Origin of the sequence: Providencia sp., assembly GCF_003533305.1 — a bacterium.
Taxonomy (GTDB): domain Bacteria; phylum Pseudomonadota; class Gammaproteobacteria; order Enterobacterales; family Enterobacteriaceae; genus Providencia.
The window spans coordinates 41,902-63,942 of the sequence record NZ_DOEH01000004.1 but is presented as its reverse complement, the minus strand read 5'-3'; the positions used below and the strand labels follow the sequence as shown (position 1 = coordinate 63,942).

Below are 22,041 nucleotides of genomic sequence, written 5' to 3'. Positions count from 1 at the left end.
ATTGCTCACTATTGGTCAGTATTAGGCCACATTTGTTGATGTAATTGTTCCACTGCATCGGCAATACGTGGTCCCATGCCTAAGATAAGGGCTTGATCAATGGCGATAATGCGTTTGTTTTTCCATGCCGCTGTTCGAGTGATCCCCGGAATATGGCTAAGTTTCTGGATATCCCCATCAACCATTTGTGTGGTAACAATTATGACGTCAGGATTTGCTGCAATAATTGCTTCGGCACTATAACTTTTGTACTGTTGATGCTTCGCGAGGTTATTTGCTCCTGCTAAGGTTAAAATAGTATCGGCAACGCTACCTTGCCCTGCGACTTGAGGTGCGCTACTTCCTGCGGATAAGATGAATAACACCTCGACAGGCTTAGCTTTGGTTGCGTTTTTTTGTGCGATGACAGCTAAGCGATCACGCAGGTTATTAACTAGTTTTTTACCGTTATCAGGGCGTTGCAGTGTTTGTGCGAGTGATTCTATATTGCTGTACATCTGTTCAACCGTTGCTGGAATTCGCGGTAATGTCAGAACTTGAAGCTTTTGTGGCTTTAATTGCTCAAAAATAATCTGTGGGCCAGCATCCTGCCAAGTGATAAACAGCGTTGGTTTTAGAGATAAAATGCCTTCTGCGCTCAGTTGTTTCCAATAGCCAATGTGCGGTAAATCTTTTGTTTCAGGGGGCCATGTTGTAGTTTCATCAACCGCAATAACTTGCTCACCAGCACCGAGCGCATAGACTAGTTCGCTAATTGAACCTCCTGCGATAACGATACGTTCTTTAGCTTGAATGAAGAATGAGCAGCTTAATGCTAACAGGCCGATTACGATTTTTTTCATCATTAAAATTTCCATACAAAGCCAGTTGCAGCATTAAAGCCCGCAGCAGGAATGGATTCATGGGCTGTTTGATACTTTTTATTGGTCAAATTATTGAGTGATAAATTGACTTGATATTGGTCTTCTTGACCAAATTCCGCATTGAAAGCCAGATTGAGTGTCGCCCATCCCGCTGAATTTAGTGGTTTATCGCCAGTGTTGTCTTTTGCCTGAGATGCTGCACGTACAAAGAGATCAGATGTTAGGTTCATTTGATTGAATAATAAGGTGTTTTTCGCACCGATACGTCCGTTTAAGGTCGGTTCGCCGGTATCCCATGTTTTAATCGTCGCACCATCGTATTGACGGCGAATATAGTTACCGATGACATATGGTCTGATTTCCCAACCTTGATACTCCCCTGATAGCTCAAGGCCATAGGTTTTAGCGCGGTCAACATTGTCATAGTAGTAATAACCGGTGCGAGAGGAATTGCTATTTCCGTTACAAATGGATTGCCCAGCACATGCGACGGAGGCTATATAATCTTTCGCTTCGGAATAATAGACAGCACTGTCGACGTACCATTGGTTGCCTTGGTAGCGGGCGCCAATTTCGTAGTTATTTGAACGTTCAGCCTTTAGGTCTGCATTGCCATAATTGATGCCACCACCCGCTGAGGTTTGCATAAATTGCTGGCTAAGTGTTGGGAATACATAGCCTTGAGCAAAAGCTAGGCGTAACTCTGTGTTTTCAAAACCCGAATAACGCAAGCTACTGGAGGTGATAAATTGATTATCATGAGTTTTGGCTTGGCCTAAATCACGATAGCTATCACCGGTTTTTGAGTGATGGGTATTTTCAGAGCCGCTTTTGAGTTCAGATGTTAGCCAATACTGGCGAGCGCCTAGGCTCCAAGTCCAGTTATCGGCAAAGGTAAATTCATTTTGGGCAAATAACGACCAATTTGATTGCTCGGTACGGTTATGGCTTTGAGTCTCTTTGGTATAGTTAACAGCCGATGGAAAACCCGTTGTACTGTTTGATGTTGTATTACTGTCGGATGTTTGTTTAACGCGATCTCGCTGATATTGTGCGCCTAACACGAGTTCATTGTTGGCGGGAAGCGTTAAGTTAGATTGTAAGATAATTCCTTGGGTATATTGCTTATCGTTGGATTGTGTTTGGTTAGCAACCCGCAAATTACCAATCATTGGACTGCCTGATGGAGTATTTACCGCGACTTTATTAGCAAAATCACGTTCGATAGTTTGCTCGTAGGCATCAAAATGAAAATTCTTTAGATACTGCCCATCAAGGTTATAATCATAAAACACCCCGATTTTTTCTCGAGTTAGATCAGGGATTTTAACGCTAAAGTGTTCATAAGATGGGTCATTGTGCCAAGTTTGGGTTGATAACTTATATCTGTCTAACGATAAACCGAATTTGTGTTTATCCAAGGTATAACCTAGCCACATACCTTGGCTGTTATTGCGGTAATTAGTGTTATTAAGGCGGCCGTCAGGGGTATCACGATTGCCTTGATCTGAATAGCTGCCATTGAGACGATAATCAAAATTTTCAATGCTTCCCCAAGCCGCGGCTGACTCTTGCCAACCCGCAGTTACCGAGCTATATACTGCTTTGAGTGTGCCGCCAAAGGGTTTATCTCCCCCTTTTTTGGTAATGAAATTGACTATACCGCCAATTGCTCGTGAGCCATAAAGTACCGAATAAGGGCCTTTGACCACTTCGATTCGTTCTAAAGAAGACTCATCAATTAGTAAACCTGCACCGTAGTCTTGCCCTGCACGCTGATAGGTGACTTCTTGTCCATCAATCAAGATTAATACACGAGAAGAGGCTTCCCCTCGAATACGAATTTGTTTGCGTCCTGCTAATGCGGAATCTGTGATCTCAACGCCTGGAATATCTTGTAAATCATCAGCTAAAGCGGGGCTTGTAGAGTTATCGAGTGTTTGTTTATCAATTACTTGGATAGTTGTAGGGCTATTCCATAAACTGGTTTCACCACGATTAGAGGTAACCACAATTGTGTCATTAGCATCACTATTAATTTTTGCTGGTGGTGCCTGTGCGGCAATAACCGTTTGGCTGACAAATAGCGCTAATGTTGAGAGTAACCATTTTCCTCTAATGACCGTTTGCATAACTATCCTTTATGAGAATGATAATTCGTATCATTCCGATTTATAATTAAAGGTTGGTTAATGGTCAATCATTAAAGTTGCAAATCATCTGCATCTTTGATTTGTATCAAGTAAGCTTTTAAAGTGGGCTTTTTTTTCGTGATGAGTGTCACTTATTAAAAATAAGCCTCACTATAGCTATGAAGTGGATGAAAAGTGGTTTTATATACTATTGGGCATCCTTGCCCAAGGGAATTATTTTACTTTTCGGATTAATATCGCACCAAATAATGGGAAAATTGCAAATAAGGCGAACAGCCAAATCGAGGCTTGTTGCGCACCTTCAATTCCACCGGGACTAATTAATCCACTGTTGTTTACAACGACACCGACCAGTGCGGCCGATAACGCAGTGGCATACAGTTGAATGGTAATGACTGATGAAGAAGCCAGATTTTCTTCACCTTTTGGGGCTGCATTGAATACACGCAGCACAAGGTGAGGCCAACAAATCCCGATACCAAAACCCACTCCGGTCATCGCAATTAAGTAAATAATGAATAATGGGATTGAACTAACGAGTGCTAAATTTGGCGTTAAAATCGCAAGAATAATTAGCGAAATAAATATGATGACCGGTCCTGCTCGTAGAATACGTAAAACAATATCACCTGTTTTATTGGCGCTAAATAGTGCCCCAATTGTCCAACCGGCTGCCATGACTGCGGTGAGGTAGCCTGCGATAAGCGGTGAAAATTGATGAATAGTTTGTAAGAAATAAGGTACATAAATTTCGGTTGTCATTCCACCAACGAGTAGTGTCATTGTTAGGAATAACACACCGAGAGTGCTTTTTAGAGAGTAAGATCCTGTCGGAAGTAGACGCTTTCCGTTTTTACCATCAATAAAAACAATGGTGATTAGAATGGCAATACCGATCAATAAACCAACAAGGTTATTGATAAGATTTTCGGACAAACTACCAATAGAAATCGCTAAAACAGAAGCTACTAGCAATGAGATAGCCAGAAATGGAATTTTGTTGTTTTGTTGCTGCTGTGATTTTTTTCCCGGTAATTGACCGAGTACGATAATAGCCAGTAAAACTGCGACTGGTAATAGTGCCCAAAAAGCCCAGCGCCAATGACCACCTTGAGCGAAAATGCCACCAATAGCAGGACCACATAAGGTGGCAATACCCCACATACCGGAAACAACTCCCATTGCTCGCGACCATAAATTAGGTGTGAAAACCACACGGATCAACGCATAACTTAGTGCGAATAGAATACCGCCACCAAATCCTTGAAGTGCTCGTCCACCGAGTAAAGTTAGCATTGAAGGTGATGCTGCGCACCAAATTGAGCCAAGTGAAAATAGAATTAATGCGGTTAAATACGCAAACTTAGGTCCTAGGCTATCAAGCACTTTACTCGAAAGTGCCGACCCAACAATCGAGGTAGCAACAAATACGGTGGTATTCCACGCATAATATTCGAGTCCACCAATATCATTGACAACACTGGGTAAGATTGTGGTGACGATGTAAATATTAATTGCATGTAGTGCAACACCACCGGTGAGAGCGATTGTCAGTAACGCATTGGTGCCGCTAAGTAAATCAGCCCATCTAGCTTGTGGTTGGGTAGAAGGATCATTGCTCATAGAAGACCTGCTGGACTATGTGGTTAGAAAAAAGGTAATATCCAAGTATCGACTTGGATATTAGAGTGACATAATGATTAATGCAAGTAATTACTTTGATAATCTAAATCTAACTCAGGCTGTTGATAAGGTACTTTTTTGCATAAAGACAAAAGGACCGATATCAACGGCAGTGATTGCGAAAGATTTAGACATGACGGGTGAGGCGGCAAGACAACATATTCAAAAGCTGACTTCATTGGGTTTGGTTGAGGGTGTTCAATGCGCATCACAAAGTGGAGCGGGTAGGCCAAGACAAAATTGGGTGTTGACTGAGCAAGGGCACCAACGTTTTCCAGATACACATGCACAATTAGCTCTACAGCTTATTGATTCTGTTCGTACTATTTTTGGTGACGAAGGGTTGGAGAAACTCATTAGCCAACGGGAAGAGGAAAGCCGAACTAAGTATTTAGCGCGTTGTGATAATTTGCCTTTTATTGAGCGATTGAATGCATTAGCGGATGTTCGTAGTGAAGAAGGCTATATGGTCAGAGTTGAAAAAGAAGACGATAGCTGGTTATTTATTGAGAACCATTGCCCGATTTGTGCAGCGGCAACAGCTTGTCAAAATTTTTGTCGTTCAGAATTGGCATTATTTCGTGATGTTTTAGGTCATGATGCAACTGTCGAGCGTGAGCAATATTTACTTGATGGCGCAGGGCGCTGTGTTTATCGGGTTAAATTGAAGAATTAATTTTCTGACGTTTTTTCAGTAGCCAGGCGTATAGCACACCAGATAGCGCGCCAGTAATGTGGGATTCTGTCGAAATATATTGATGAACGGGTAATAATCCAGCCGCCATCGCGCCAAAATAAAAAAGCACTAATAAGGCGATGATGATATCGGATAAACGGCGGCGGAAAAAACCTTGGGCGATTAATAATCCCCATAAGCCAAAAATCCAACCACTGGCACCAACGTGTATGGCATCCCGACCGATAAGCCAAACAGCAAGACCACAAGTGATAATGATAAATAATGAGGCTTGGATGTACTCTTTGATAGCACGATGAAGTAGCAATGTACTTAGTATGATTAAAGGGGGGAGATTACTGAGTAAATGCCCCCAACTACCATGAATAAAAGGGGCTAAGGGAATACCTATTAATCCATTAATGGTACGAGGAATAATACCTAAGTGAATTAATCCACCTCCCGTAAGACTATTAACTAACTGAATAACCATGAGTAAACCCACTAATATGATTAGTAACTTAATCCGTGGGTTTAGCCAAAGTTTCATTTTATTGCCCTGAATTAGTTTTGTCCTAAAGTCTGAACACTTTCCACTAAATTTGCCAGTTGTGCCACGACTCGATCGCCAATATCTGCATTATCGCCACCGAGGGCTTTATTACGCAGAAAATCTTTTTTGATTTGCTGCCAACGAGCGGCATCTTTTGCTGTTAACGTTCCCCTTAATTCGGCGAGTTTCAATAAATTCTCTTCCGCGCCTGTTGTGAGCAGTTGCGCTTCACCTAAATAGTGGTCATCTAACAGTCTTTCAAGTTCTTCATCATTCATCACTGAAGAGACTTTTTCGCTCAGTTTATTCATATTACGGTAGCTACCTTGCAAGCGGAATGCAGGCTCAGTACGGTATTTATCAGATTGTGCAGCACTGGCAATATATTGCTGATTCACTTTTAATACAATATTACGCAAGGTTATTAAGTGGCTGATTACCGCAGTTATTTCATTAATTTCCGCATCGGAATAAGGGTAGCTTAGGGTATTTGTTGAGACTGATTTTCCCATTGCTTTATCCACTAAAAGATAAAGGTCGTTTAAATCACGTAGTGCAAGAGGGGCCAGTACAGCGTTGGATGTTAAACTATTTTCGATATAGCTTAGTGCAAACGCTTCATCCATTCCCCCGAGTACTTCACCTAAGTTATAAATATCGGCACGGTTAGCTAGCATATCAGGAATACGGAATACTTCCCCTGATTCGGTATACGGGTTACCCGCCATAACAACACAGAATTTCTTACCACGCATGTCATAGGTCTTAGTTTTGCCTTTCCAGATACCCTCAATTCGTCTTGTTCCATCACATAACGAAATGAATTTTTGTAAGAATTCAGGGTGAGTATGTTGGATATCATCCACATACAGCATGACATTATTCCCCATTTCTAAAGCTAGGTTGAGTTTTTCAAGCTCTTGCCTTGCTGTCGCGTTAGGGGCTTGTTCAGGATCAAGAGATAAAACATCATGGCCAAGTGCTGGGCCATTGATTTTCATAAAAATAAGACCCAAGCGGTCGGCAACATATTCCATTAAGGTGGTTTTACCGTAACCTGGCGGGGAGATCATTAGTAATAATCCCATTAAATCAGTACGTTTATTTTCACCAAGCGCACCAATTTGCTTCGCCATATTGTCACCAATAATAGGCAGATAAACATCATTGATAAGTTTGTTACGGACAAATGAGCTTAATGGATGAGCTTTAAATTCATGTAGTTTTAGTCGATCACGTTCTTCGGTTACGATGCGTTGGCGTAGTCCTTGATATTGACGAAATGCAGGAATGAACTGCTTTCTTTGCTTGCGCATACGACCAAAGTAGCTATCTAAACTTAATGAAAGTGTTTGGTTTTCAATGGTCGGGTGTTCACCTAATAATCCACTGACTTTAAAGTAGAGATCAACCTCACTGTAGCGAGCTGATGCGACTTTATCTAAGATAATAATAGCTATTGCCCCCGGTACATAAGGCATGAGATGTGCAAATTCAGGCACAGAGCATAATCCTTGTAGCCAGTTTTGAATCAATGCCCAGCGCTGTGCATATCGTTCGCCAAGGTTTTGCTGTGAACGATTAAAATCTACCCACATATGGGCCGCTTCTAGGCGATTTTGTAATGCTGCCACAAGGTCTCTTGCATACTTACTATAAACCAAGTCAATAGATGGCCTTGCTAAGGCAAAACTTAAGTATTCAGCCGCTTGATTTTGTTCATAGCTTTGGCATTCAATTGGATTATCTTGTAAAAACAAGCTGATATCCGCTTCAATTTCTGCTTGTAGGTCGAGCAAGGCATCATCATTGTGAAATAGCTGTTGAATATTCATCGCCGTTCTAGCGCGTTCAGGCCATAACGCAGGGTAGGTTGCATTTTGTACTTGATCCCAGAAAATCGCTGCAATTGCGCGTGATTTTGGGTTATAACGTAGCAAATCGGCACTTTCACCAATAGGAATTAATTTTTTCAATATGGCGATGGCATCATGGTCATGAATACCTTTTTCGTAGCCTTCTTTATAACGCGGTGCGGCAAAGTCTCTGACTAATTTGTCTAATTTATCCGGTGCAGATAACGCACTTTTTAACGAATCATAATCAAGGCCGTCTTGGCGTTTTGCCGCGGCATAGATAATAGAATAAGCAAGGTATTCAGCACGATAAACACTATCTGATTCAGATTCTAGGGTTGCAGACCAATAAGGTTGTAGCGCTGCCAGTTCTGTATTTTCGATTGGTTCTTGGTAGTCTGTACCAGTCAAATACAACCAAAGTTGGTTATTTTTAGGTAAGATAGTCAGGTCAAGTTCTTGGGTATTTACACTAAAGCGGTGGCGAGGCCCCAATTTAATGATATTACCGCCATCTTCAAAAATATCAGTTTTATCGCGTAAAGTACGAATAGCTTGGTCACGAGATGATTTTAGCCGTGCATCAATATCATCAGCCTTAACGTTATCATTAATTTCCCGTAATTTTTCAATGATTTCACGGGTTTTTAAGGCTAACGGATCGGATGCGAAAAAGGCATTCAGCTCATCTTGAGACTGTAAACGAAGCGTTCTACGTTGTAGGCTTTCTAATAGGCGATCAGCGGCAGTTAATAGATTCTGTGAACGACGTTGGCGCTCATCAATTAATATTTGTTTATGAGACTCAAAGGTTTCGAATAATTCATCTCGCTTTGCCAGTATGTCATCAAGAAATTCATCGTGATTGCTAAATTGGCTTTCAAGCTCTTCTAATTGAACTAATAATCGAGATAACTGATCATCGCAACGTTCCGGTGACGTGGCAAGAGACAGCGCATTGGTGATCCCTTGACTAAATAAGCGAAATTGCGCGCCAAATTGTGCCACTGACTCAACGCTACTTTGTGATTTTCGTTTTTGCTGTAAGCGGGCACGAGATTGGTTGAGCTGCGCATAGATCTGCGAAATTGAATCAATGATATGAGTTTGTTGGGTCACATCGTTGAACGAGAGGGAAGCCATTAAGTTAGACAGCATATCCAAATCGGCTGACATTTTTTCCATGTCATTCATTGGCACATCTAACTGGGCACTATTTTGTGCGTTTTCAGTTTGTTCTTCGAAGGTGACTAGTTGAGCTTTAAAAGGCTGTAAAGCTTTATCGCTAGCAAGGAAAACGGCGGTAGCTTGAGAAACTTGTTGCTGAGCATCCGTAATCTCTGTTTCCATTTCACTGAGTTTGGTTAAATCCATATAACGGAATTCACGCAGTGAAATTAAGTGCCCACGCTGTGCACTTAGGGCATTGAGCCCATCGACAAATTGTTGAATATCGATCCAGCTTTCAGGCAGTGTGATGGCAAGTAATGATTTTTGGCGACTAATCGCCTCATTCATTGATTTGGCTGATTGCTGGCGAATACTCTCTACTTTTTCATATTCGTCGAGTACAAGTTCGCTAGTTTGGGTAATTTCTTTGAGTAATTTCCCAATATTTAGGCACTGTTCATCATTAAACCAGTAATAAATATCTAACAGACTTTTAGGTTGCTGACTAAGTTGTTCATAACGGGAAACAGAAACCTGATTACCTTCGATTTCTTTGGCAATATGTAATATTTCAGAAATACCACGAACTAAATCTGCATTACCGATACGACCAAAAAAGCCGCCACGGGGAGGTTGTTTATCCGCAAACTCTTCAGAGTAAAATGGTGTTTGCCAAACCTGCATCGGATGCACTCGCGTTGCTTCGTCGCCTTCCCCTTCAAACAAGACCATTTTACCATCTTCTAACATGGCATAGCCGTGACCAATCAATGGGATAGCGAGTTTTCGTTCAATTAAATTATAATTGAAAAGCGCGAGTCGACCATGATTAGGGGAATAGAATACATACAGGACATCTTCACCATTAGGTGAACGGCGCAGGCGGCGAAAACGCATCCCATCCATAGGTTGTTCAAAGGTTTTGTATTCGCCGTTTTGTAGATAGTAGCCACCCGGAAAAATAATACCGTGATCTTCAGGTAACTGCACACAGGCTTGGCCGATGGCGTCGATACGTTGAACTGACTCGGTTAGCGTGTTGTAAACCAAGTAACGCCAGCTCTCTTCACGATAAGGAAGGATTTTTAACAGAATCAAACTGCCAGTATGGGCGTATTCTATTTGTGCATCATCGAGAGATTGGTTTTTATCCAGTACTGCTTCACGATAGATGCCTAATCCATCTTCGGTATTATTTTCACACTTGATGGTGAGGTCACCACCAATAGTCTCAACAAATACAGTGTCGAGTATATTGATATGAGGAAAACGACCGTTAACGGTATCTTCTCGAGTGGTTCTGGTCCAATCAAAATCATAGGCGGGGGGAAGTTCAATATCTCGCTCGCCACGATTATCAATATAGTCGATTTTGTTTTTATCGCTGGAAATTGACCAACGGAAAACACGCACATCGGTGATACGGTCGCCAATTTGGAAACTGGCAAGAAGTTTGCCATCACGTTCTACAAGTTGAAGTAATTGTGTATTTTTATAGTAGGTATAGAGCTCAGTGAAATCTTGAATAAAGCGGTTGTCATTGAGAAAAGTATCTTCATAAGGCATGGCTTCAACATCAAATTCACCCTCGTTTTCAATTAAACGATAAAGTGAAAAGACATCTTCAAGATGGGTCTCTTTTTTGAGGCCAAGAAAAACATTATAACCAAATAATAGCCATTCACCGACACGAACAATATCTCTTGCTTGGCAATTATTTTCAGTACGAATACGGATGCGGCCAATGATGTCCATTTGGCTTTGACCAAATTCATCTAACCGGCTTTGATTTAATTGCGCGGCTTTTTGATGGAGCTGTTGTCCTTGCTCGGTAAGACGCTTACGTAAGATTTCATAAGCGCCTCCTTCAGCTACAGCACTATCGAGTATTTCTTGTTCGCGGTTAGTATCCTGAATATCTGGCATGGTATAACGAATTTCCTTGGCTTTGAACGAGTCATACCCGTTAGTTGCAAGCTACATGTATTTAGTTATGTAGCTTGGATTGTTTTAGGTATAACTAAACATTAATACAAGGCATTCCCTAACGGGATATGCCTTTAAATATGCATTAATTAGAGTTGATCATCTGCCGGTGGAATTGGTTTTGCTGCCACCGTTTTTGCTAGCTGACCCACACCTTTTGCCGCCATAAATCCGTTGATTAAATCTTGAACCTCTGGATTTTTCAGTAATTCTGCAACATCAATTTTTTTACCTTCGGTGCTGCGATTGACTAGTTTTTCAAAATTTTCTTTGGCAAAGCTGCTTTTATCCATAAAGCCATCTACCGCTTTTCCTAAGCTAAGTGCTTTAGAGAAGGTATTGAAGAAGCTGCCATCGCCACCCACAATTTCAATATTGGTTTTGGTCAGTGCTGCCGCCAATACATCCGCTTGCTCGCGAGCAATTTCTTTATTAGCTTCAATTGAAGCCATAGATTGTTCAAATTCTTTCTCAAGGCGCATACGGAACTCTTCGTGAGCGCGTGCGGTATCACTGAGGTGATCCATTGATTTGAATTTATCGGTTAAACCATCTGCCTCAGCTTTCAAGCGCTGGCGGATAACTTCGGCTTGCGCTGAACCTAACTGGCCTTCACCGCGTGCTTGTGCTGCAAGTTTTTCTTCTAGTACTTTAGCGTCAGCAAGACCCAATTTTTCTTTCGCATTGGCTTGTTGTTCGTCCCCTCGAGCTTGGGCGATCAGTTTTTCTTCTAAAATTTTCGCTTCCGCAAGGCCTTGTTGCTGCTCGGCTTGCGCTTTGGCTTCCATGACTTGCGCTTCGGATAAGCCTTTCTCTTTTAATCCACGCGCTTCTGCTAATAATTTTTCAGCGGTGATATTGGCTTGAACTAAACCTTCTTTTTCTTCAGCTTCGGCAGTGACTTGGCGAACGCGAGCTTCTGCAAGGCCTATTGCGGCATGTTCAGCTTCAATACCTTCTGCTAAGCGTTTTTTGGCTTCGGCTTGTTTAGCGGAAGCTTCAAGTTCAGCTTGAGCCATGGTGCTGATTTCTTCGGCTCTGTGTTTAGCACTAGCTTCGTCTGCCTCAGCTTTTTTCACTTGGCGAACCATTAACTCTTCTGCTTCAGCTTGGGCATTAATAACAGTGACTTGTCTTAAACGGTCAGCTTCTGAAATTTCACGAACTTCTTTAATTCGTTCTTCTTCTTGTGCGACACTTTTTTCAACCACAACGCGCTCACGAATTACACTGGAAATATTTTTACGCTCTTCTTCCAATGCTTTTTCTTTTTCAATGCGTTGTAATTCGACTTCACGCTCACGTGCGACAATTTCAAGATCACGAGCACGAGTGACGCGTTCTTCTTCGATAGCGACAGCACGAGTCCGGTTTTGTTGAGCGACTTCAACCTCACGCATCCGATTTTCTTCACGAATATCAATTTCTTGTTGGGTTTGAATTCTAGCTTGCTCAGATTTTAAACGTTCTTCTTCTTGTACTCGTAACGTTTCTGCGGTTTCACGAGAACGAATATTGTCAATTTCACGTTTTTGACGCGCTTCTGCGTCTGCTTGTTGACGTTCTAATGCCAAGCTAGCTTCACGGGTCTCAACATTTTTCTTTTGAATAGCCAGTTCTTGGTCACGTTCTTTTTGGTTGGTTTCGATGTTATGAATAGCGGTAATTTCAGTAATCTTACGAATACCTTCAGAGTCAAAAATATTGTTTGGATCAAGCGCTGATTTTGGCGTTTGTTCTAAATAATCAATCGCCACATCTTCGAGCGCATAACCGTTTAAATCTTTACCGATGACATCGACAATACGGTCGCGAAAGTCTTGCCTATTTTCAAATAAGGTCGATAAATCAAGTTGTTTACCAACCGTTTTTAATGCCTCAGAGAATTTCGCACTAAATAGCGCGCTAACGGCATTGTGGTCTGATGCACGTTCGACACCAATTGCTTTGGCGACCTTAAGGACATCTTCTGTGGTTTCATTCACGCGTAAATAGAAGGCGACGGTGATATCTGCACGTAGGTTATCATGACAAATCAAACCATCTTTACCACGGCGGTCAACTTCTAATGTCAAAAGAGAAATGCGCATAAACTCTTTTTTATAGATAACCGGATAAACCAGCGCCCCTGTGAAGTGAACTTTGGGTTGCGATGACATATCGTTAACTATCAGCGCCGTGCCTTGTGGTACTTTAATATAGAAGGCTTTGAATAGACCAAAGAACCCTAAAATAACTAGGATTATCCCTCCAATAATGGTTAAAAAAGGCATTAAAGCAGCCAAATCCATGTTAATTCTCCGTAGGTTCTGACGAGATCGTCATTTTTAATATTATTTATGAGTGAGACGTTATTTCGTGTTTTATCAATGACGAAATTCATCTTCGGTCACAACTTGATAACTGTGAGATTGCGCGTCATAGCTAATGATAACGACGCGATCACCTCGTTTAATATTGTCTATTGATGAAGCGCGGATCTGTAAAATCAAACCTGCGCCTCCATCTTCTAAAATTGCTTCACCTTTGTGTTCAGTGACTTCTCCTGAGCGAACTGTGGCGAGTTGACCGATTAATTGATGGACGGTTTTAGGTTTGTTTAGGCTCTTCAATTTATTACGGACAGGTCTGAGGCAAAGTGCAGTCAGATGAAGAGCGATAAATAGCGTGATGGCAAAGACGGCGAAACCGACGAGATAGCGCAGCAAATTTGTATCAATAAATCGAATAAATAAATGCACACAGAAGTAGGTGATCGTCCAGCCAAAAAGCGTGAATAGCGTTAAAATAATGGTCACCGGGATACCGGCTAGCCCCAATTTAGTTAACCAACCAGCGAAGCCTGTGGCGTCTATGCTATTACCATCTAGTCCGCCATCGACTGCGGTATCGACGTTAAATAGGTCAATATCTAATAAGCCAAAGGCCGCACAAAGCCAGTAAAATAGGACAATAATTAGCAGGCCGCTAAAAATAATAGTGGGAAAAGCTAGGCTGTTTTGAAAAAACAAACTCATAGAATTTTTCTCTTAATTTAACGTGGACTTTATTTTATTAGGGCACCGTTAATTTAATCATATAACTTAATAATATCGTTTCTAATAATTTGCTGTATCGGACAAATCTCTAATGTTATCTCGATGATTTTAATCAATAATTAAAAGCTGCGATTTTGAGTTAAATGTTATGATTTAACGTGATTGATTGGCGTGATGTTAACACTGATTTAGTGCAAATGATAATCACTATCAATAAAGAGGGGCGCTTTATTTTATTTTCAGACGAAATTTCGTTATAAAAAATTGCACTCTGGCATTAAAAAATAAAACAGAGTGCATACTTATTTATTGATTAATCAATTAAATTTAAAAAAGCAGCTCCTCTTGCACCACCTGAATCACCATAGCGCGCTTTTTCAATGGCTGGTAATGTCGCAATGCCATAGAGATATTGTGGCAGGACTTCAGGGAGCAGTTGATAGATAGCTTCAAATTGAGATAGCCCGCCACCAATAACCACTAAATCAGGGTCAAAGACGGTAACAACTTGTCCCATAAACATGCCTAGTACTGACATGTAGCGTTCAACATGCTGTTTTGCTTGGGTCTCACCTTGCTTATAAAGCTGAATTATTTCGATGGCAGAGCGTTTTTCACCGGTAAATGCAGCATAAATACGTTCAAAGCCTGGGCCTGATAGATAGGTTTCAAAGCAGGCAGTTTGACCACAACCACAAGTGATTTCGGGTACAGTATCGCCTAACAGTTTTGAGGCGCGAACACTGAGGTTCATATGACCGATTTCACCGGCAATGCCATTTTTACCTGATAACACTTTGCCATTGATGATAAAACCACCGCCTACACCAGTCCCTAAAATCAGGCCAAGCACGGTTGGGTAACGTTTAAATTCGGGGTCCCAAGCTTCAGATAACGCAAAGCAGTTAGCATCATTTTCAACTTTAACAGGACGCTGCAATATATTGGCTAAATCATGAATCAAGGGTTTGTATTGAGCGGCGGGAACATTGGTTGTAAATACCGTACCTTCTGCTTGGTTTACGATGCCAGGAACGCCAATGCCAATTTTCCCTTGGCAATTGAATTTCTCATCTGCTTCTGCGGTTAAATCACGAAAAGTATTAAGAAGAGCATGATAGTCCTCTTTGGGTGTTGGTACGCGTTTTTGCCATACTTGATTTAGTGCTTGATCGAATACAGCAAGCTCGATTTTTGTTCCACCCATGTCAAAGCCGTAATACATTGTCATCTTCCCTTTATGGTTATATTTATCATGGATAGTTGTCTATCTATTTGATAAATAATAAATGATGGTGTGCAATCCTTCAATTATACAAAAGTTTTCCGTGGGTTAAATTATCGTTTTGATATTTATTTTAGTTATATGACAAGACCACGCTTTAAAACACCTCTTTTTATTTATTTTCAGTGATTATCTTTTTATTGATACTCGTCATTTGCCAATCATTTAAAAACGATGTTAAATAAATAACAATTAACTTAAGTTAAATAGTGGTGATTTATGTCAAATGGTTTTTTTTATACGACTGAAAAGTATCGTCGTCGATATGGTGTGGCTTTTTTTGTCGGCATTATCGGGGGGATTGTTTCCGCTTTTGTGAAATGGGGAGCAGAGGTTCCTTTCCCACCAAGAACTTTTACCGGAGGAAGGGATGAATTTAATCCCCCGTTCCTTTTTTTGCGTGACTACCTTGGTATTGATCCAACTGCAACGGTTTATACTTTTTCAGAACACATTATTAACCCTGTGATGATAACGCATATTTTATTTTCATTGGTATTTGCCATTGGATATTGTTTAGTGGCTGAGATTTTTCCAAAGGTGAAAATGTGGCAAGGGGCGATGGCGGGGTTGCTGGCAACCGTCGCGGTTCACGGTGTGAGCTTCCCATTATTAAATTTAACGCCACCGTTATCTGAATTGCCATTCGATGAATATTTTTCTGAGATATTTGGACACGTTGTCTGGTTTTGGTCGATTGAAATTATTCGAAGAGATTTAAGAAATCGTATTACTCATCAGCCAGATCCTGAAGTATCGCTATCACAGAGTTATCGATAATTTAAACGTTAGTCATGAAACTCATTAGCGCAAAAGGCTAGTTAATTGAAAAACTAGCCTTTTTTATTTTCTGTTTTGACCTTACCCAATATTATTTCATTATCTTTGACATAAAAAGATTGCGCCATCATTTTAAATTAGATATTGTTATATTATAACATTACATTTGGTGGTCATTATGAAACAAGGAATACATCCACAATATCGCACTGTTATTTTTCACGACACCAGTGTTGATGCTTATTTTAAAGTCGGTTCAACGATTCAAACGCAAAGAACAATTGAGTATGAAGGGGAAACTTTTCCCTATGTGACACTAGATGTCTCTTCACAGTCACATCCGTTTTATACCGGCAAACAAAAGATGTTTTCTCAAGAAGGTAAGACGGCTCAGTTCCAGAAGCGTTTTGCTCGCTTTCTATCAAAAGGGGATAAATAAACGTGAAAGTATTGAGCTCATTGAAAACAGCAAAGCAACGCCATCCTGATTGCAAAGTCGTTCGCCGTCGTGGTCGCGTGTATGTTATTTGCAAAACGAATCCGCGTTTTAAAGCAGTGCAAGGCAGCAAGAAAAAACGTTAGTTTTTGTTTTTTCAATTGAATATACCCTACCTTTATATTTGTCCTGTTCAGCCATTACAGGTTATTGGTTCTGTAGTGGCTTTTTTTTGTCAGTCAATAATTTGTTGCGGATTAATAAAAGCGGTGATGCCATTCTTAATTTGTTCTCTTAACCATTGTGTTTTCGAGTTATAAGAATTTCGTTTGTGCCAAAGCATTAAAAATGGAATTTCTAATTGTTTGTATAAAATTTCATCGATAGGTAGTGGGCGACAGACTAAATCCAAGTGGAATTCATTAACATAATGTTGGCAATAACCTGGAGAACAAGCAATTAATGAATGCCCTGAATGGGATGCCATTAATAACGATTGTTCAAATGATGAGTAAGATAAATGCACGTGGCGAGTTAATCCCATACTGTGTAATAAATCATCTAGAGCCCACGGAATGCGATTACCATATTCGGTACTAATATGCGGGTATTTCAATAGATTAGTTAAATTCCACTCTTCATCTAAAATGGGATGATCTTTTCGAATAAACGCCAAAGGTCTATCGATAAATAGTACTTCAAAGTTGAGAATATCAGGGATAGCATTGATGGATTCTTTCGATTTATGGTAGCTTTCTCGCCCTAAAACACCGATATCGGCATCCCCTGCCATAATACTGGCGAGAGAATTATATTCCCAATCCCGTACACTGACAGATGATTCAGGGTATTGATTCAAAATCTTCAATGATAAATCATGTAGCATAATGAGATTGAGCGGCGCTTCCATCATCAAGCGAAACTTGATCCCCCTCGGTTTTTCGGTATCACGAATGTCAGCAATATAATTCGATAAATTTAAAAATTCAGGCAATGATTTTTCAATACGGCTCATGAGTGGTGTTGGAACAAGTCCTTGCGGGCTTCGAATAAATAACGGGTCATCAAACCAATGGCGTAATTTTGCCAAAGATTTACTGACTGAAGACGGTGTAATTGAGAGGCGTTTTGCCGCTAAACTGACACTCTTTTCTTCAACCAGATATTGCAAAATAACCAGTAAATTTAAATCTAATCGATGCAATGACTTATTCACAGACGGCTACCTTTTCACTGGCTCGAGACGGTAATTTTAATAATGTGATACCGATAATACCTGTCGCAAGTAAGATAATGAACAGCATATTTACAGACTGTACCCCGACCCAGCCCATCAACCAAATATAAAATGACGCGAAGCTTAGTTGTGAAATGGCGAGCACCGAGCTGGCGATCCCCGCTCTTCTTGCAAAAGGGGATAGAGCTTGGCTCATGATGATGCCAAATTGCATCGAAAAGCCAACACCACAGAAAGCAAATACGATAAATAGCAGTCCAATATGGCTAAAGTAAAAAAGAAAAAGAAATAAAATAAAGGCATTAAGCAAAAAAAGGCTAAGCGCGAAATAGAGAATAGATTGACTGTTAAACAGCGAAATCAATTTTGGCATTAAGAACGACGTTGTCATACTGACCATCGCAAGCAAGGTCATTGCTGTAGAGTATTGGCCGGTCGTAAAATTGAGATTAGTCATTAGAATAATCGGTGACACGTTCACATAGGTCAGAATCACGGCCATCCCAAAACAAGAAATAACTAAGCGAGAGATAAAGAAATGACTCAATAAGCTTTCATTTGGTTCATCAATATTTATTTCTTCATTAATTGTCGTTTTATTAATAAGTGGTTTGGTTTCTTTAATTGCCGCTAAACAAAAAATAATACTCAGTACAGCATAAGCCGCCATAAAGTAGAACATGACGGACCAATGATAAAAAAGCAAAATGATAAAGCCAATGACTGGAGCTAAGACGGGAGCAATGCAGGTAATTCCATTCATTGCAGATAATACTTTGGTTCGCGTATTGGCTGATAAAACATCACGCAATAATGCGAATGTGACTACATAGCAGAATCCAGCCCCAATCCCCTGTAAGAAACGAGCCGCTAAAAATATCGTGGTGGTTGAGGATGAGCCTGCCATAACCGATGACAATGCAAATATCGCTGCACCGACTAAAGCTACAGGTTTGCGGCCAATGTGATCGGCACACCAACCAGCAATCAACATGGTGGAGGCCATACCCGCTAAATAGATAGAAAATGCCATATGAAGCTGACTTTCACTGGCATGTAATTCGGCAGCAATCAGGGGGATACCTGTTAAATGCAAATCAACCCCTAGAGGGTAAATTAGCACTATCCAAAAGCTAAAAAGGACATACTTGGTCATGGGGAAATTGCATCCTAAGAAGAGAAGATGTTAATTTTAATCACTATTAGTACATCAATATATTGAATAATCCCGAAAGGCATTTTTCCAATTTGGAAAACAGCATAGAACTGTTTTTCTATCATTATTAGCTTTATTACTAATCTTCTTACTATTAGTGATGAAATTCACTTGCACACTGGTTGATATTTTGTCAGTTTTAATACAGTTGAGAAATCTCCAGTGTCAATTTTAACGGTTGTCTAAAAGGTCAGTGACAATTGTCCCGAAGAAGGGCATAAAATTGAGTTTTGAGATTTTTTGGGTAAAAAATTTAATCAGACAGGGTGAATAGAATGAAAAATGTAGGTTTGATTGGCTGGCGTGGAATGGTTGGCTCCGTATTAATGCAAAGGATGGTTGAAGAAGGTGATTTTAATGTAATCCATCCGGTCTTTTTTTCTACGTCGCAACACGGTTCTGAAGCCCCTGTTTTTGGTGGGCATCGTAGTACATTGCAAGATGCATTTGATATTGATGCACTAAAAGCTCTGGATATCATTATTAGTTGCCAAGGTGGCGATTATACTAATGAAGTTTATCCTAAATTGAGAGAGTCAGGTTGGAATGGCTATTGGATTGATGCTGCATCTTCACTGCGTATGAAAGATGATGCGATTATCATTCTTGATCCTGTTAACTATCAACATATTCAAGATGGATTAAATAAAGGTATTAAAACCTTTGTTGGTGGTAACTGCACAGTAAGCCTGATGTTGATGTCTTTAGGTGGTTTGTTTACTAACAATCTAGTTGAGTGGGCATCGGTTGCGACTTATCAAGCGGCTTCTGGTGCCGGTGCACGTAATATGCGTGAGTTATTATCACAAATGGGCTCGTTGCATACCCAAGTGGTAAAAGAGCTACAAAATCCAGCTTCTGCAATATTAGACATTGAGAAAAAAGTCACTGACTTCACTCGTAGCGGTGCGATGCCAACAGATGCTTTTGGTGTTCCATTAGCGGGTAGCCTGATCCCATGGATTGATAAAGCACTTGAAAATGGCCAAAGTCGTGAAGAGTGGAAAGGGCAAGCAGAGAGCAACAAAATTTTAGCAACGGGAAGTAATATCATTCCCGTTGATGGCTTATGTGTCCGTATTGGCGCATTGCGTTGCCATAGCCAAGCGTTCACCTTGAAGCTGAAAAAAGATATCCCAATGAAGGATATTGAGCAGCTATTAGCCTCTCATAATGAATGGGTTAAAGTTGTACCAAATGACCGTGAAATCACCATGCGTGAACTAACACCTGCTGCGGTAACGGGTACTTTGAGTACACCAGTTGGTCGTTTACGTAAGTTAAATATGGGTCCTGATTTCCTATCCGCCTTTACGGTTGGTGACCAATTACTGTGGGGTGCGGCGGAGCCATTGCGCCGGATGTTAAGAATTTTATTGTAAACCCTTAAATTACGGTTTATTGAACCTGTGTTACCGTCTGGTGCACAGGTTTTTTATTGCTTTTTTGAGGCGCTGTTTTCTCTGATGGAAGCTGTTTAATTGATAGTGGAGCTCTATTACCATCAATGACTTTAATGTCCGACTGAGCTTGATAGCAGCTACGCAAAGGGGACTGACAAGCCGCTGATGTACGTTGTTGTATACCTAGCCAATCACTCATTAACCAATAATTGTTTACCGTTGAATAAGGTTCTCTGAGATTTTTTTCATTAAATACAGGCTTGGATGTTGTTGAGCTGTACCAAATAAACAGTGGAATTTCATAAGCTTCTTTTTTTGGACTATTAACGCCATGATGATAATGGACATTGTTATCGGCATTTAATCGTTGCAGTGCATGGTCTGAGAAATACAAAAGAGTCGCAGGTTTATTGTCGAGTTGTTGTAATAGGCTTTCTAGAAACTTATCTGTGTAGGCGATAGAACTGTCATAACAATCATCATCTTCTTGTCCGCTGAATTTTTTAAATTGTTCTTCTGGGAAACGGTTACAGGCAGGCTCATGGCTACCATAAGTATGTAAGACGATAAGTTTTTTCTGGTTTGTTTTATCGTTAATTGCTTCAGTAAAATAATCGAATAACTCTTCATCATAACCAACAAACTCGTTCCATTTTTTATTGTTCGCCATATTGGCGATAGCTGAAATCACACTGGTTCTTTTATTGGTTTTACCTTGATTACTGAGCCAATAGGTTTTAAACCCTGCATCATTTGCTAAAGAAATAATGTTATCGGCATAGTGTTTTTTGTCCTGCATTTGGTCAAAGCGAATATTTGCTAACGAAATAGGAACCGACAAAATGGTAACAGGTGCAGGTGAATAGGCATTATCAAAAACCAGCATTTGTGATTTACGGTTATTAAGATTTGGGGTCGTATCGTATTGATAGCCATACAAACTCATATGATCGCGGCGGAGCGATTCACCGATCACCAAGACATAAATTTCAGTGCCAACATCTTTTTTATCATAATTAAATGAAACCACTTCTGAGGATATTTTCTTGATCCCGCGATTTTCATAAAAAATCTTCACTAGTGCGCCAGCGTTATAAAATGGTGTATTGAGAAGATATTTTTCCCCGATCAGAAAATGACTGTCTGTTTTTTTTAATAATGATGTGTAATACAGTGGGATTGCGAGCAAGTAACCACATAATAGCACCGAACTGACTAAGGTTGTTCGACGGCTAATATATTTGGCACACTTATGAATGCTTAAAAAATAAATAGCAAAGGCAATGATATAAAAGATCACATAGCCAATGTTGTAAGACAGCATTCCTACAGTTTCGCTGCTGTTGGTATTAATAAATGTTTCCGCAATAGAGGACGAAAAGCGGATATCGTGTTTCTGATAAAAGAAAAATGAAACGGATAAATTGAGTGCCCATAATATCGTGATACTGACAGTCAGTAATTTACCCAATAGTGACTGATAAGCCCCAGCACAGAGCACCATAATCAGTGCGCCAGAGAGCGTAATGACAATTTTAGCAATTAAACTGACATCACCACTGAATAAAGCGGGTATCACTGATACCAATAAAAAATAAAATATAATAATGAATACACGCATTATTGTTTTTCACTTTTTAATTTGAATACCATGAATTGGGCTATTAAAGCCTTGTTGGTTTTGCTTTCAAAAAAGCGCAGTTTTC

16 protein-coding genes are annotated in these 22,041 nt (G+C 40.4%); 5 read left to right on the top strand and 11 right to left on the bottom strand.

Annotated features, from left to right (window positions below):
- Positions 1 to 8 precede the first annotated feature (8 nt).
- The 3 genes from DD649_RS01010 to DD649_RS01000 all read right to left on the bottom strand — a co-directional run bounded on the left by DD649_RS01010 (position 9) and on the right by DD649_RS01000 (position 4,639).
- Positions 9 to 842: an ABC transporter substrate-binding protein gene (locus tag DD649_RS01010; RefSeq protein ID WP_336428686.1), complete on the bottom strand. Its 834-nt coding sequence runs from the start codon at positions 840 to 842 to the stop codon at positions 9 to 11.
- Between the two features lie 2 nt (positions 843 to 844).
- Positions 845 to 2,995 (bottom strand): TonB-dependent receptor, encoded by a 2,151-nt coding sequence (locus DD649_RS01005; protein ID WP_294101587.1) that lies wholly within the window; start codon positions 2,993 to 2,995, stop codon positions 845 to 847.
- Positions 2,996 to 3,229: 234 nt separating this feature from the next.
- Entirely contained in the window at positions 3,230 to 4,639 is a 1,410-nt protein-coding gene (locus DD649_RS01000; protein ID WP_294101584.1) for an MFS transporter, read from the bottom strand.
- A gap of 73 nt (positions 4,640 to 4,712) precedes the next feature.
- Here DD649_RS01000 and DD649_RS00995 point away from each other — a divergent pair, with 73 nt between their 5' ends.
- The gene (locus DD649_RS00995; RefSeq protein ID WP_294101581.1) at positions 4,713 to 5,375 is read left to right on the top strand and encodes a metalloregulator ArsR/SmtB family transcription factor; all 663 of its coding nucleotides are present in this window, start codon (positions 4,713 to 4,715) and stop codon (positions 5,373 to 5,375) included.
- Here DD649_RS00995 and DD649_RS00990 read toward each other — a convergent pair.
- The 5 genes from DD649_RS00990 to nagK form a co-directional block, all read right to left on the bottom strand.
- Positions 5,359 to 5,925 carry a rhomboid family intramembrane serine protease gene (locus tag DD649_RS00990; protein ID WP_294101578.1) on the bottom strand — a complete coding sequence of 189 codons (567 nt, stop codon included), beginning with the start codon at positions 5,923 to 5,925 and terminating at the stop codon, positions 5,359 to 5,361. The two genes, DD649_RS00995 and DD649_RS00990, sit on opposite strands and share 17 nt — an antisense overlap.
- 14 nt (positions 5,926 to 5,939) lie before the next feature.
- A complete protein-coding gene (locus tag DD649_RS00985) occupies positions 5,940 to 10,880 on the bottom strand; it encodes a DNA repair ATPase (protein WP_294101576.1) in 4,941 nt (1,646 codons plus the stop codon).
- Between the two features lie 149 nt (positions 10,881 to 11,029).
- Entirely contained in the window at positions 11,030 to 13,231 is a 2,202-nt protein-coding gene (locus DD649_RS00980; protein ID WP_294101572.1) for a hypothetical protein, read from the bottom strand.
- Positions 13,232 to 13,306: 75 nt separating this feature from the next.
- On the bottom strand, positions 13,307 to 13,957 hold the full coding sequence (locus DD649_RS00975) for a ubiquinone biosynthesis protein UbiH (protein ID WP_336428650.1): 651 nt from the start codon (positions 13,955 to 13,957) through the stop codon (positions 13,307 to 13,309).
- 334 nt (positions 13,958 to 14,291) lie between these two features.
- Complete coding sequence (gene nagK / locus DD649_RS00970) at positions 14,292 to 15,203, bottom strand: N-acetylglucosamine kinase (protein ID WP_294101568.1); 912 nt, start codon at positions 15,201 to 15,203, stop codon at positions 14,292 to 14,294.
- A 279-nt stretch (positions 15,204 to 15,482) separates the two neighbouring features.
- Here nagK and DD649_RS00965 point away from each other — a divergent pair, with 279 nt between their 5' ends.
- The 3 genes from DD649_RS00965 (at position 15,483) to ykgO (ending at position 16,625) form a co-directional block, all read left to right on the top strand.
- The gene (locus DD649_RS00965) at positions 15,483 to 16,043 is read left to right on the top strand and encodes a DUF1440 domain-containing protein (protein WP_294101566.1); all 561 of its coding nucleotides are present in this window, start codon (positions 15,483 to 15,485) and stop codon (positions 16,041 to 16,043) included.
- A gap of 178 nt (positions 16,044 to 16,221) precedes the next feature.
- Positions 16,222 to 16,482 (top strand): type B 50S ribosomal protein L31, encoded by a 261-nt coding sequence (locus DD649_RS00960; RefSeq protein ID WP_294101564.1) that lies wholly within the window; start codon positions 16,222 to 16,224, stop codon positions 16,480 to 16,482.
- A 2-nt stretch (positions 16,483 to 16,484) separates the two neighbouring features.
- Complete coding sequence (gene ykgO, locus DD649_RS00955) at positions 16,485 to 16,625, top strand: type B 50S ribosomal protein L36 (protein ID WP_294101561.1); 141 nt, start codon at positions 16,485 to 16,487, stop codon at positions 16,623 to 16,625.
- An 89-nt stretch (positions 16,626 to 16,714) separates the two neighbouring features.
- Here the strand turns inward: ykgO and yidZ are convergent, their stop codons facing one another.
- Both yidZ and DD649_RS00945 read right to left on the bottom strand, forming a co-directional pair.
- Complete coding sequence (gene yidZ / locus DD649_RS00950; RefSeq protein WP_336428645.1) at positions 16,715 to 17,695, bottom strand: HTH-type transcriptional regulator YidZ; 981 nt, start codon at positions 17,693 to 17,695, stop codon at positions 16,715 to 16,717.
- On the bottom strand, positions 17,688 to 18,872 hold the full coding sequence (locus DD649_RS00945) for an MdtL family multidrug efflux MFS transporter (RefSeq protein ID WP_294101556.1): 1,185 nt from the start codon (positions 18,870 to 18,872) through the stop codon (positions 17,688 to 17,690). Before DD649_RS00945 ends, yidZ begins: the two co-directional genes overlap by 8 nt.
- Before the next feature lie 335 nt (positions 18,873 to 19,207).
- On the opposite strand from DD649_RS00945, the gene asd reads away from it, so the two are divergent.
- Entirely contained in the window at positions 19,208 to 20,314 is a 1,107-nt protein-coding gene (gene asd, locus DD649_RS00940; protein ID WP_294101554.1) for an aspartate-semialdehyde dehydrogenase, read from the top strand.
- Positions 20,315 to 20,330: 16 nt separating this feature from the next.
- Here asd and DD649_RS00935 read toward each other — a convergent pair whose 3' ends face one another.
- Complete coding sequence (locus DD649_RS00935; RefSeq protein ID WP_294101552.1) at positions 20,331 to 21,956, bottom strand: phosphoethanolamine transferase; 1,626 nt, start codon at positions 21,954 to 21,956, stop codon at positions 20,331 to 20,333.
- Between the last annotated feature and the right edge of the window lie 85 nt (positions 21,957 to 22,041).